Annotated in this window: 13 protein-coding genes and 1 pseudogene; 4 read left to right on the top strand and 10 right to left on the bottom strand. The window is 33.8% G+C overall.

Annotated features, from left to right (window positions below; genetic code table 11):
- Positions 1-87: 87 nt before the first annotated feature.
- Genes MHH98_RS09975 through MHH98_RS09965 form a run of 3 tightly spaced genes read right to left on the bottom strand, consistent with a single transcriptional unit; the run spans position 88 to position 3,602 of the window.
- Positions 88-765: a response regulator transcription factor gene (locus MHH98_RS09975; protein WP_340712724.1), complete on the bottom strand. Its 678-nt coding sequence runs from the start codon at positions 763-765 to the stop codon at positions 88-90.
- 10 nt (positions 766-775) lie between these two features.
- Positions 776-2,830: an ABC transporter permease gene (locus MHH98_RS09970; RefSeq protein WP_038182432.1), complete on the bottom strand. Its 2,055-nt coding sequence runs from the start codon at positions 2,828-2,830 to the stop codon at positions 776-778.
- Complete coding sequence (locus tag MHH98_RS09965; protein ID WP_038182436.1) at positions 2,820-3,602, bottom strand: ABC transporter ATP-binding protein; 783 nt, start codon at positions 3,600-3,602, stop codon at positions 2,820-2,822. The genes MHH98_RS09970 and MHH98_RS09965 overlap by 11 nt, the downstream gene beginning before the upstream one ends.
- Positions 3,603-4,092: 490 nt before the next feature.
- Between MHH98_RS09965 and MHH98_RS09960 the strand changes: the two genes are divergently transcribed.
- A complete protein-coding gene (locus tag MHH98_RS09960; protein WP_038182439.1) occupies positions 4,093-5,037 on the top strand; it encodes a DNA/RNA non-specific endonuclease in 945 nt (314 codons plus the stop codon).
- A 247-nt stretch (positions 5,038-5,284) separates the two neighbouring features.
- Here the strand turns inward: MHH98_RS09960 and MHH98_RS09955 are convergent.
- From MHH98_RS09955 to MHH98_RS09940, 4 genes and pseudogenes are all read right to left on the bottom strand, one after another.
- A pseudogene (locus MHH98_RS09955) lies at positions 5,285-5,608 on the bottom strand (DUF6262 family protein); the annotation flags it as partial.
- Positions 5,609-5,833: 225 nt separating this feature from the next.
- The gene (locus tag MHH98_RS09950; protein ID WP_038182440.1) at positions 5,834-6,250 is read right to left on the bottom strand and encodes a VOC family protein; all 417 of its coding nucleotides are present in this window, start codon (positions 6,248-6,250) and stop codon (positions 5,834-5,836) included.
- 138 nt (positions 6,251-6,388) lie between these two features.
- On the bottom strand, positions 6,389-6,997 hold the full coding sequence (locus tag MHH98_RS09945; RefSeq protein WP_038182443.1) for a zinc dependent phospholipase C family protein: 609 nt from the start codon (positions 6,995-6,997) through the stop codon (positions 6,389-6,391).
- A 116-nt stretch (positions 6,998-7,113) separates the two neighbouring features.
- Positions 7,114-7,584 (bottom strand): DUF4188 domain-containing protein, encoded by a 471-nt coding sequence (locus MHH98_RS09940; protein ID WP_038182446.1) that lies wholly within the window; start codon positions 7,582-7,584, stop codon positions 7,114-7,116.
- A gap of 1,378 nt (positions 7,585-8,962) precedes the next feature.
- Between MHH98_RS09940 and MHH98_RS09935 the strand changes: the two genes are divergently transcribed.
- Positions 8,963-9,781, top strand: a complete 819-nt coding sequence (locus MHH98_RS09935) for a purine-nucleoside phosphorylase (protein WP_340712721.1) — start codon at positions 8,963-8,965, stop codon at positions 9,779-9,781.
- A gap of 186 nt (positions 9,782-9,967) precedes the next feature.
- Positions 9,968-10,093: a hypothetical protein gene (locus MHH98_RS09930; protein ID WP_281492125.1), complete on the top strand. Its 126-nt coding sequence runs from the start codon at positions 9,968-9,970 to the stop codon at positions 10,091-10,093.
- Between the two features lie 157 nt (positions 10,094-10,250).
- On the opposite strand, the gene MHH98_RS09925 is transcribed toward MHH98_RS09930, so the two are convergent.
- The 3 genes from MHH98_RS09925 to MHH98_RS09915 all read right to left on the bottom strand — a co-directional run bounded on the left by MHH98_RS09925 (position 10,251) and on the right by MHH98_RS09915 (position 11,619).
- A complete protein-coding gene (locus MHH98_RS09925) occupies positions 10,251-10,460 on the bottom strand; it encodes a hypothetical protein (RefSeq protein WP_076035055.1) in 210 nt (69 codons plus the stop codon).
- A gap of 235 nt (positions 10,461-10,695) precedes the next feature.
- A complete protein-coding gene (locus tag MHH98_RS09920) occupies positions 10,696-10,899 on the bottom strand; it encodes a transcription initiation factor TFIIIB (protein WP_340712719.1) in 204 nt (67 codons plus the stop codon).
- Between the two features lie 303 nt (positions 10,900-11,202).
- Positions 11,203-11,619 carry a hypothetical protein gene (locus MHH98_RS09915; RefSeq protein WP_340712718.1) on the bottom strand — a complete coding sequence of 139 codons (417 nt, stop codon included), beginning with the start codon at positions 11,617-11,619 and terminating at the stop codon, positions 11,203-11,205.
- A 349-nt stretch (positions 11,620-11,968) separates the two neighbouring features.
- On the opposite strand from MHH98_RS09915, the gene MHH98_RS09910 reads away from it, so the two are divergent.
- Positions 11,969-12,190 carry a hypothetical protein gene (locus tag MHH98_RS09910; RefSeq protein WP_340712716.1) on the top strand — a complete coding sequence of 74 codons (222 nt, stop codon included), beginning with the start codon at positions 11,969-11,971 and terminating at the stop codon, positions 12,188-12,190.
- Positions 12,191-12,335: the final 145 nt, after the last annotated feature.

Below are 12,335 nucleotides of genomic sequence, written 5' to 3'. Positions count from 1 at the left end.
CTAAAAAATTAAAAAAACCGCTACTTACGCATAGGAGTAAAATCCACTGACGCGATTGCTGTAAAATATGGAGCCAATCTAATCGCCTCATGGGGATTCACTCACTATTAATTGATAGCCAACGCCTCTGACCGTTTTAATATGATGTGACATACCTACTTTATCCAATGTTTTACGAAGTCTAGTCATGTTTACTTGTAGTATATTTTCGTCCACAAATTCACTACTTCCCCACAATTCATGGAAAAGCTGCTCCTTTTCCATAACTGCCGGTGCATGTTGTATTAAAAGCTTCATAATGGCGCCTTCATTTTCAGATAATGAAAGTGAATTGTGACCAATATATAATTCATTCGTCTTCAAATCTAATTGGAAATTTCCCCAATTTAAAAACATCGGCATTTTGGCATATAGCTGTTGTAGCTTTTGTACTCTTGCAATGAGTCGTTTCGAATGACAGGGCTTTGTTAAAAAGTCATCGGCTCCTAACTCTAATGCATGCAACTCATCTCGTATCTGATTACGAGCAGTTAAAATTAGAATCGGACCAATTCCTTTCATTTTTAAAGTACGACAAATTTGAAAACCCGATAAGTTAGGTAAATTTAAATCTAACAAGACTAATCCGGGCTTGGCAGCGATGATTTCTTCAACAGGTGTATCAAAAGAAGAGATACTCACTACAGAGTACCCCTCCTTTTGTAAAATATTTTGTAATTCTTCGCGTAGGAAAATGTCATCCTCTACAATGACAATATTCGCCATGCCATCACCTCTACTCAATTTCTTTTAACTTTCGAATTTCTACATCACTTTTTCGTTGAATCATTCGAATATAGCCAACTTCAATTACAATAAATAATAGCACCACTAAACCAATGACGATACCATTTTGAAGACTGAAAACAGTTGCAGGCATGGCCGTTAATAAAGACCAAATGCCAAAAATTCCACTAACAAATGCAACCGAAATAGCTAAGATGAAGTATAGCCAAATTTGCTTGCGTACTGATGTACAAATTGATTCCACATCTGCACCGAGCATCGCTAACGTTTGATAGCGACTACGCGTGCTTCTTTGCTGCATTAAAAAGTTTAAGCCTAGCACCGTATTGGCAATAATTAAAAACATCACACCTAAATAAAACGTTGTATAACTGCCTGCTACCGTGTAAAATAGCTGTCTGCCCATGCTCGCAAGATAGCTCTCATACTGCAAGCCTGTCGAATTAAGCACTTGATCGACTTCAAGCATCGCCTGCATAAGCCCTTTTTCTTCAATGAACTCGTCTTTTAACGTCATATTCCAAAGCCAAGTTTCATCAGCGTCAAAATATTGCTCGAATAATGCATCCGGCACAATTAATGAATACATTAACGTAATGGCTCTATCCGCCACAATCTGATCCGAATATAACGTCGGCAATAATGTGTATTCATTTTCAGCTATTTCTACAGTCTGACTCTTTTTCAATATATCTTTTAATATATCATAACTAGCGCCTGTATCGTCACTTGTATACATGGCCACCTCATTATCAGCTAACTGAATCGGCTTCTTTCCAGCTGCCTCAAGCATCGCATTATAGCTCGATAATGAAATAAAATACGGCGTATACTGCATCGATAAGTTGTTTAATAAAATCTCTTTTGGCTCTGAATCGTCTTGACTCGATACTGTTTCTATTAAGCCCGTCCATGCAAAATGATAATTTAATACTGGCTCATCTTCAGGTGGGTAGAAATTATGTAACGCCATCCTATAATAACTATCAACGTAAGGTGCTAGCTCATCGGATTTAACCAAAGGCTTAATTTCATCTTCATTACCATTAAACGTATAATCAACCGTTCGATTAGCTACAGCGCTATTCGTTAACGCTGTCGACGTACCAAACGCGAAGCAAACCATCGCCATTAAAATTAGTAATGATGATATTGCTAGTGAACTCCATTGATGCAATACATTTTCCTGTAGCTGTCTCGCCGTAAACATCGACAAACCTGTTGAAGAGCTGCCTTTTCGCTTCACATAAACACCAATCACACTTCCTAAGCCACGGAATAAAATAAATGTCCCACACACACCAACAAGCAAAATCAGCGCAAATACGCGATAATCAAAATTTCGTAAATATAAAATCGACATGCCGTAAGCGATGCATAAAAAAATCGTCCCGAATAATAAAGCCACTCCAGACAGTAAGCTCACGGCGCCCCATTTAGGCGTCATTGTACTTTGCGATTTTTCCTTTTCCTCATGAAGTAATTCAATCGGCTCTTTGCGGCTCATCGTAAAGCTTAAAATAAGCATGGCTAGCAGTTGCACAAGGAAGAAGCCACAAATCGTCAAGCTAATGCCTGTCCATGAAATACGGAATGCATGGCCTATAATCCCCATGCCAACTAAACGTGATGTCGTTAAATTAATAAGCTCTGTTAAAAACAATGAAATCGGCAGACCAATACACAGGGCCACAATGCCATTCCAAATCGTTTCGCCCATAATCATAAGAAACAGCTTACTTTGCTTCATCCCCATCATTAAATACAAGCCAAACTCATGACTGCGTTGCTGCAGCTGATAGCGATTCGCAAAATACACGAGGAAGAACACGAACACTAATGAAACTGCATAAAGCACTGGAATTAATAAAAACAATCGCTCTACCGCATCACTTTCAATCGTCTTCAAATACAGCATCACATCTTGCTCACCTAACGACAAGATCACATAAAACGCCACAATTGATACGATGAGCGATGCGAAATACACACCGTTTTCCTTCCGCATTTTGCGACTATTGCGTTTCACAAAGTCAAAGAACATTACTACTACCTCCAGCAAGCTGCGCCATCACCATAACGATTCGCTCATAAAATGCCTCCTGCGATTCGCCCGGTACATTTCTACGCAGTTCATGGAAAATGACACCGTCCTGGATAAACAAAATTCTTGAGCAATAGCTAGCCGCATTCGCATCATGGGTCACCACTAAAATAGTAGACTCCTGTTGTTGATTATGTTCAGACAGCTTCTCCATTAAAATCTTGGCGTTTTTCGTATCTAACGCACCAGTCGGCTCATCCGCTAACACAATGCTAGGATTTGAAATAAGCGCTCTCGCTGCTGCAACCCGTTGCTTTTGACCGCCAGACAATTGTGACGGAAATTTATTTAACAGTTCTTCTATATCAAATAGTTTCGCTAATTGCAGCAACGCTTGTTCCTGCTCCTTTAAATTAATCCCATGAATCGCTAACGGCAGCATGATATTTTCCTTCGCCGTTAAATTATCAATCAGTTCAAATTGCTGAAATAAATACCCGATTTGATCGCCTCTATATGCAGCGAGTTGTGATCCTTTGAACGACGAAATATTTTGCCCGTCTAGCAATATTTGTCCTGATGTTGGCTTCAGCATTGTGGCGATTACATTTAGTAGCGTCGTCTTGCCTGAACCACTAGCACCCATAATGCCAAGAAACTCGCCTGGTAAAACATCAAAAGTTACGCCTTTTAATGCCATTGTTTCATTTTGTCCCTCACCAAAAACTTTACGTACTTCCTTCACTTCAAGTAATTTATTCGAAGCATTCATCTGTCTAGCCTCCCATTTTTATTCCTAGCAATACCTTACTACAAAAAATCGGGAAATTACTCTTACAGTTGTTGTAAGATTCGAAAGAACTTTATATCTACTTATATCCAACTTTAGGCGACTTAAAGGAGACAATGCTTTATAGACTGGGCTAGAAAAGGAGAATCATGTACTTACCGATTACATCTACAATTTAAAATCATAGATGTAATCAGTCAGTTTTATTTGAAACTGTTAATAGTAGGGGCTTTAGTTGAAAAATGATCTTCAACAATCGGGCGCAATTCTTGAATTGGAATTGTGCCTTTTTCAGTGCAATGGACTCTACTAATCTTTATTGGTATTTAACAACATACTTCGAACTAATTATCTACTGAAATAAAATTAATATTGGTAATATGCTATTATAAATAGATGAACCATGTTAATTTATGTTTTATTCTAAGATTTCTAGAATGTTCAGTAAAAAAATACTATAAGGAGTCCTAAAATGAAAAAAAAAATAAACTATTTAATCTTACTTTTAACTGCCATCTTTATCGTTGGTTGTACTAACGTAGAAGATGCATCCAATACAGAAAATGAATCTGATTCACAAGTAATAACTACAGTTGATACAAATACCGAAAAAGAAGAACCTATTACTACCGGTGATGAAGAACAAATAGAAGAGGAAACACCACCCAAAACAGATGATGAACTGTTCGCAGGGTACAAACTTATTGAAGTTGATGGTGGTGATTTATCTGGAAATCGTGAAGCTAACGTCGTTGTTGACATTGGTTTTGGGGACCGTAAATATTGGGCATTTACGAATGAATACGGACAACTAGTACGAGTTATTGCTGACGAAATTATTCTACAAGATGACGATAACGAACCTGTAACATCATCTGGCAGATACTACGCTGATGAAGCAAAAGTTCCTGGTGTCGAGAGAGCAGATTTAGATGAAGGACATATTATTGCAGATTCTATTGGTGGGGTATCAAATGCTTATAATATCACACCACAAAATAGTACGCTCAATCGACATGGGGATCAAGCTTATATGGAAGAAACGATACGTAAAGCAGGTGGGGCTACTAATTTTGAAGCAATTATCACCTATCCAAATACGAAAACCCAAATTCCTTCAAGTTATCAATATATTTATATGATTAATGGTAATAAAATCGTTGAAAAGTTTGACAATGTGGATCCTGATAAAGTAAACGAATCACTAGGTTTAACAGGCAAGAAGTCTTCTGATTCTAAATCGAATTCAAATACTTCAAACACAAAAGGTAATCTTTCTAGTGTTGATACAGGTGGTAATGGACAAGTAACAATTAAAGAAGCAAAAGCAGCAGGTTACAAGATGCCAATTACAAAAGACCACTGGTTATATCCATATATGGATGATCGAGATAATGATGGTATGGTTGGAGAATAAGAACATAGATTTCAAGGAAAATTAAATAATGAAATAAACGAATGACTTTACAGAAACAATCGTGCTTGTTTGTTAAATAATTCTAAATGACTTTATTGTTATTTTTTAGTATAGTAAGGTTTCCTAAATTAATAATTAAACAAACATAACCCCGTCCTAACTTGAAAGAAGTTATGTTTGTTTGAAGTTTTAATATTAAAAAACTTTATTTTAATTTCATAGCAACATCTTTTATCTTAATTTCAAATTAAATATCCTTAAAGTAATCAGTAAGCTTCTCATTTTCTTTTTCCCGCAATAGCTTATTTTCCTTTTCAAGTTCTTTATTTCTAGTTTCTAACTTTTCAATCCTTCTTTTAAGAGAATCGATTATAGCATTTTGATTGTTTTCATCTCGTTTTATCCTTGAATCTATAAACTTTTCTTCTTGCTGATTTCGTAAGAAATTGATACGCTCTTTAAGGTCTGGATGATTATATAGCGTAGCTTTGCTCACTCCAGCTTCTTCTGCTACACTATTAAAGTTTATTGCCTTAGAATTCTTTGTAAGTCGTTTAATAGCCTCGTCAACTGAGTTAAACCAGTTTGATTAAGATACTTTACCCTTCTTGGATTAACTCCTTTGTGAATGTCATTATGGTGAAGAACACTTTTGTCTTATTCTTAATTACCCTCTTTTTAAAATAATCTGATGCCCTATTATTCCCGTACTAAGGTAAATAAAAAAGATGATACCTGATAAGGCATCATCACTACAAAAGTTAAACTTTTATTAGATAACATTAAACCGAAAAGTTTATCCCTGATTTATTGCACTTTCATCCATATAAGCAATTTCCCAGATATGACCGTCTAAATCCTGAAAACCCCATATATACATAAATCCGTGATCTTGCGGCTCACTATAAGGCTTAGCACCAGATGCCAGTGCTTTATTTACCAACTCATCCACTTGAACCCGATTTTCAGCAGATAAGCAGAAAATCGCTTCTGCAGAAGTTGTAGTATCCGAAATTTCCTTCTTCGTAAACTCTTTGAAACGGTCTTCAACCATTAACATTGCGAAGATATTGTCGCTAATGATCATAGAGGCTGTGCTTTCATCACTGAATTGTGGGTTGAAATCAAAACCTAACTCTTGAAAAAACTTGAAGGATTTGTTCAGATCTTTCACTGGAATATTGATGAAAATATTTTTAGATTGAAAAGCCATTTAATATCACCTCCAAGTTGAAATTAGCACATTAAAGTCGTGTCCATTTTACGACTAACTTAAACATTTAGTAAAAAAAACGTTTCCACATATTGTAGAAACGCCCATTTGAGTAGAATATTCAAATTTAACAATAGATTAAGTAAGTAAAGGTTTTATATTCAATAACCCCTTATTAACTGATGTCTCTATATAACCAACTATTTGATCAAACGTAAATACATTAAGTTTTTCATTTATCACTTCCGTATCGTACTGCATATCTCCTAATACATAAGGAATGAATTCTTCAACATCTTTGGACTTAACCTCCTGCAAATCAAATATTGAAGGAATACCACTGAGCATTTTTCTCAATTCATCTGTAAAACCATAGTACTCTAATAATTTTCCATTCAGTAATCGGAAATCATTATGGTATAAATGAAGTATTTCTTTATTAGCTTCCATTCTGTTTTTCAACCAAGGAAGATAAAAACCTTTCAGCCATATATCATCAGCGATTAAATGTGTATAATATCCCAAAATATAATGACTTTCTACTTGCGCATGATATTTATGTAAAAATTCTTTATAATCAATGCTTCGTGTATAATCTTGTACTTCACCTTTAAAGAAATGTGATAATTCTTTAGGCGAAACAGCATCTGGCGCAATGCCTCCAAGTAAAAATGAAGTTCTATCTTCTATCGACAAACATTCTGCAATTCTATTAGCGATAACCAAGTGCATTATTCTTGAACCCATAATTCCCCTCACCCTTCAATAATTTCTTTAATTATTCTGCTAAGATAGTTGCAGTAGAGCCTTTTATAACGATTCCAATCTTTATCTTTTTTGGCAGAAGAATTGGCTCAAATAAATTATTTACTAATTCTACTTCTTGCTGACTCTGTCTTTGCAGCTACTCGCATATGAGAGAATGCCTTGGAAAGACCGAACTTTGGCATATTATTATATATAGCTTCTGACCCACCCTTTTCAATTATGTATGTTTCGTGGTATATCCCAACACTTCCATCATCTTTAATCTTTTGGTTAAAGCTTTTCCAAGCAGCAGAGTGAGTTTTCCCATGAGCATATGCCTCCAAATCATCAAAGCTTCTCCAGTACTGGATAAGTGTGACTCCCCTCCAACTAAAAAGAAATTCAGTGTGACGGAAACCCCATTCAGGATTCTGATATAATTCTTTTATCATTGGACCCATTGCCTTAAAAACTGGTACCCACTTTGTGAAAGAAAAAAGCTTGTTAATACGCATTCCAATAATAAATAAAACTAAACTCTCTTCTGTGCTTGCAACAAACCTACCATTATAAATTTTCTTTCCCAAAAAACCCCTCCTCATTTGTGATTAAAGTTTTTATGTACATTTATTTTATTTAACATAACCCATAAGTTAATTGTTAAAAACCTATTATACAGTATAAGTATTTCTTATGAATTCTTCATGATATAAATGTGTTCTTATGCAACTATAAAAAAAGAACTTGAATACAAGGTCTATATAAGTTAACTTCCCTTACATGTAGCTGATGAAAGAGACCAGAAATGCTTCTTTTCTATTATCACAGTGCCATAATTACTTATGCATTCCTATAATATAGGCTTAGTGCTTGGTAATTCCTCTCAATTTGAAGAACCCTAGCGCCTCCTATTGTTAATATAGCCACGCTTACAAAGATTGCGATAAGCATATTTCGTTTGGTTTTTTTCAACTCTGACCTCTCCCTTAAATGATAGCAATTGTTTGTTACCCTTAATCAACTAACCTGCCACTTTAGTTGATTAAGAAAATAATCATTTACCAAGAATTCTTCATAAATTGCTTACAATCCATCGCTAAAATGATATACACCATCCATTAATAATACAGCACCTTCTTCAAATAACTTGCATCTTTAGTTAAATAAAAATTGCGTTAGAATAAATCCAGTTATCTTTCTCTTCGAAGCATCTTTATTAATAGTGCGAAGAGAACTATTCCAGTTAAAGAACCCAATGCGAATGACCAAGAGAAGTCATCAAAGATAAAAAATATTATTAACATACAAGCAAAATATCCTGCAGAGAAACCTAATATATATTTTATCAATTACACATCCTCATTTCTCAAAATATTACATTTATTCTAACATAATACTATAAAAAATGTTTATCTCATTCTTCTATCCTTCCCTAGAGCACAACAAGAAAGAAGGATAACTGTAGTATTGCCATTCTTGAACTCTAGTTCTTCCTAGTTTGGTTAATAGGAGATTACACAAACATTTTTTGAAGTCACTGTCTACAACTTTGAATATATCTCCTGCATGGTTCAATGACCCCACTGTTTAATGTACAACTCTAACACTAGACTTCCAATGTTTTTCCGTTTGATAAATTTATGTTCCTTATTATCATCCCCCTAACTATTAAATCCCCAAAACAGCTCCATTAGTGAATAAGAAATAAGCATGTGGCTACACTAACAGCAAACACTTGGATATCATACGGCTACTGAATTTAAGCAACAGTCTTTTTCCAGTTCAGTGTTGTCACTCTAAATTTCACTCTATTTACAATAGCTATAAAATCAATTAAACTTCTATTGATGCAGTGTTAATAAAAAATTATTATTTTTACATAAAGCATACATACTTAAACATTTTGTCTTAAAGCAAATTTATTTTAAGTAACGTTTATGTTTTTCATTTAAGGAGGAATTATTGATGCACAAATTACAAGATATTTTAGAAGCTAGCGATTTCATTATGAATAAGACAGATTATCGTCCTACAATTGGACTGATTTTAGGTTCTGGTTTAGGAACTCTTGCCGATGAAATTGAGAACCCTTTCAAAATTCCTTATAGTGAAATTCCTCACTTTGCAAAGTCTGAAGCAATTGGTCATGCAAACGAATTAGTAATCGGAGAATTAAAGGGAAAAACAGTAGTTGCTATGAAAGGGCGTTTCCATTATTATGAGGGCTTTACTTTAGATGAAGTAACTTTTCCCGTACGTGTAATGAAAGCGTTAGGTGTCGAGGAACTAATCATTACTAATGCTTGTGGTGCAGTTAATACAAGCTTTAACCCAGGAGATTTAATGTTAATTACTGATCATATTAATTTGGTTAGCACAAATCCATTAATTGGGCCAAATAATGATGAATTGGGAACTCGTTTCCCTGATGTTTCTGAAGTTTATAATCGTAATTTACGTAATATTGCTTCTACCGTGGCTAAAGAACAAAACATTTCCTTACAAGAAGGTGTTTATGCTTGGTGGAGTGGACCAGCATACGAAACACCAGCTGAAATTCGCATGATTCGTACATTAGGAGCAGATGCTGTAGGTATGTCAACCGTTCCAGAAGCTATTGTAGCCATTCATGGAAATATGAAAGTACTTGGCATTTCTTGCTTAACAAATATGGCATGTGGAATTTTAGATCAACCATTAAATCATGATGAAGTAATTGAAGTGGCGAGTAAAGTTAGAACACAATTCGTTGACTTAATTAAGGGTATTTTAGAAGAAATGTAATAGTGAGTAAAGAATTAAAGTGAATTACCCCCCGATCGTTAGACAAAAACTAACGATCGGGGTATTTTTTATAGGGAAATTAATGAAAAAAGAACAATTACTATGTTACTATTGGAAAAATAATGCCAAATTTTTTTGTATATTATTAATGTTGAAAAAAATAAATAGATTAAGTGAGGTAATGTTATGACTAAAGAACAATATGGATGGGGCATTAATTACGCTAATCTATCACTTTTAGTAGGCGTAGTCGTTATTATTGCCATAATATTAATTAGTTGTTTTTTAATTAGAAGAAAAAGAAAACAGTGATAAATAGTTCAATAGTGTTCTTGATTTTCACAAGAATTCATGCAAAAAAGACCACTGTTATAAGTTGTTGAAAAACGTCTGAAACCATTTCACTATAAAATAAAAATAGTGCCAACTTCTCTTTAATAGAAATCGGCACTTTATTTATGGGTATACTTTATCTTGATTCTTTTGGTGGTTGACACACGTCACATTTACGTTGGTTTTTATTTTTAAATTTCGTAAATGTCTTTTCAAAATTGCTATCACATGCACATTTAAATAGTAATTTTTGAGAAAAACCGTGATATTCCGTCGTTAGCAACTTACTTTCTGAATTCTTCTCAACAAATTCTTTAATTTTACCAATCGTCCATTGTTTATTCATTCTCTTACACCTCCATATTTTTACGCTATGCGGAGGCTTTTCTTGGCATCCGTTCAATTATAAGTAAAAGTAGTAATTATCCTAAGCTACTCATTATAACATGAGTTGGTACTCAATTAAACAGATTTAAGGTATCTTATTAAGCTATACTGCCTCTTTTAGTGAATAATAAAAAAAGTCTACTGATTGAACACCACGTAATCTTCAACTCTAGCCCTCGTTACTTGAATAACATCTAAAGTGTCCCCTTAAATTTCTCTGGCTTTTTTACATAGCTTTCGATTATAAATCCACATTCAGTACAAATAATGTATTCAACATCTGACCCAAAGCTCATCTTATTACCCGGGAACATTGCTCCATATCCATTTTGCTTACCTTTCCCTAATTCTTTTCCACCACATTTTGGGCATTCTGTTACTTTCATAGAATGTTTCATTTGAAAACCTCTCCTTTAGATATATGTAAACTAATTCAAAAAAACTCCTTATGTTATTAACTTTCAATTTTTTGAATTGCAGTTTTTCTGATGTTCTTAATAAAATTAATAATGAACGATAAATTGTTTTCATCTTCTACAACTAACCTGCCCCTTAAGTTGAAGAAGAAAATAGAGCCGTCTGACCAGCCCTGTAATCTTCAACTCAAGCCCCCTTTTGTTCAACTAGAACATTTAGTATTTATCTTTTAAGTAGCTGGATAAACTCTTTATTTTTACTATAGATATAATTTCAATTGAATTTTATTTTTCTGGATATTTGTTTGTAAAATATTCCGCACCTACTTCATCAACTATAATCCTTTCTCCAATTTTTTGAAACTCAAGTGATAAACCATCGTCAGCAGTAATATAATACTTATCTTTTTTTGTTTTAATTTTTACATTCTTATATCTCTTTTCATTAAACTCTCCCTGAACGGCATTAGCTGATTTAGATAATTTATCTATAATTGTTTTCCTTTCAGGATCATACTTAGAAACAAAACCAAAAATCACTAATTCTTCACCAATTACTACAATAGTTAAGTCATTATTATATACAAAGCCCACATCTTCAAAATTACTAGCCTTTGCTTCATATTGAGTAACATCTTCTGAACACGCTGCTAATAAAAGGATTAAACTAAAACTTAAAAATAATCGAATCATCTTTTTCAATTCTATTCCTCCTTTTTTCACACATTTACAATCCGTGATATATGAATGTTTCAACATCATTTCTAATATATACGTAAGGAAGGAATGAACGTTTCAAATATTACCATATATTCAAATTTTTTCACTCTTTTCCTCCTTCTCTTGTTCAAATGACCTGACCCTTTAGTAAAATAAGTAGCTTTAATTTCATTTTTGTTTTACTCATACTTCAATATAAAAAGATACTCCTATTCAACAAGGATATTTACTTATAATTAACGCTTTCAAGCAATATAATTATGTGTGTAGTTGAATAAATTGGTAATAATTCGAGTCATTTTTATTACAACCTTTAAAAGGAGGTAATGTTATGGAAGAAAAAAATCAAATTATTCAAGATGAATCAAATACATTAAATGATGAAGATACAATATTCGATCCGATGGAATCTGATAATCAAATAATGGGCGCTCCATCTCATAAGAAACCCCATATACAACAACAACCAAAAGGAATTCGTGTAATCGGCTATTCGCTCATAGGTTTTTGTGTTCTTATGGTTGCTATCGCGATTGTTGCCCTCATTGTGTAGACCTCATATGTTCCAATATGTAAAAAGACTTGACCCCTCTGTGGGATCAAGTCTTTTTAATGGTATTAGAATTAAATGAATTACGATTATACTATTTCTCTAATTCTGTAATTATAGTTCTCTATATTAGACATTTGATATTTAC

The sequence above is a fragment of the Viridibacillus sp. FSL H8-0110 genome, from assembly GCF_038003565.1.
GTDB lineage: Bacteria > Bacillota > Bacilli > Bacillales_A > Planococcaceae > Viridibacillus > Viridibacillus arenosi.
Note: the sequence above shows the minus strand (reverse complement) of the source record. Positions and strands in the feature narration are given on the sequence as shown.

Bases quoted from the DNA above. Each gene is read 5' to 3' on its own strand.
- MHH98_RS09910 (WP_340712716.1), top strand. From the start codon at position 11,969: ATGGAAGAAAAAAATCAAATTATTCAAGATGAATCAAATACATTAAAT.
- MHH98_RS09920 (WP_340712719.1), bottom strand. From the start codon at position 10,899: ATGAAACATTCTATGAAAGTAACAGAATGCCCAAAATGTGGTGGAAAA.
- MHH98_RS09965 (WP_038182436.1), bottom strand. From the start codon at position 3,602: ATGAATGCTTCGAATAAATTACTTGAAGTGAAGGAAGTACGTAAAGTT.
- MHH98_RS09930 (WP_281492125.1), top strand. From the start codon at position 9,968: ATGACTAAAGAACAATATGGATGGGGCATTAATTACGCTAATCTATCA.
- MHH98_RS09925 (WP_076035055.1), bottom strand. From the start codon at position 10,460: ATGAATAAACAATGGACGATTGGTAAAATTAAAGAATTTGTTGAGAAG.
- MHH98_RS09970 (WP_038182432.1), bottom strand. From the start codon at position 2,830: ATGTTCTTTGACTTTGTGAAACGCAATAGTCGCAAAATGCGGAAGGAA.
- MHH98_RS09975 (WP_340712724.1), bottom strand. From the start codon at position 765: ATGGCGAATATTGTCATTGTAGAGGATGACATTTTCCTACGCGAAGAA.
- MHH98_RS09945 (WP_038182443.1), bottom strand. From the start codon at position 6,997: ATGGGTTCAAGAATAATGCACTTGGTTATCGCTAATAGAATTGCAGAA.
- MHH98_RS09935 (WP_340712721.1), top strand. From the start codon at position 8,963: ATGCACAAATTACAAGATATTTTAGAAGCTAGCGATTTCATTATGAAT.
- MHH98_RS09950 (WP_038182440.1), bottom strand. From the start codon at position 6,250: ATGGCTTTTCAATCTAAAAATATTTTCATCAATATTCCAGTGAAAGAT.
- MHH98_RS09960 (WP_038182439.1), top strand. From the start codon at position 4,093: ATGAAAAAAAAAATAAACTATTTAATCTTACTTTTAACTGCCATCTTT.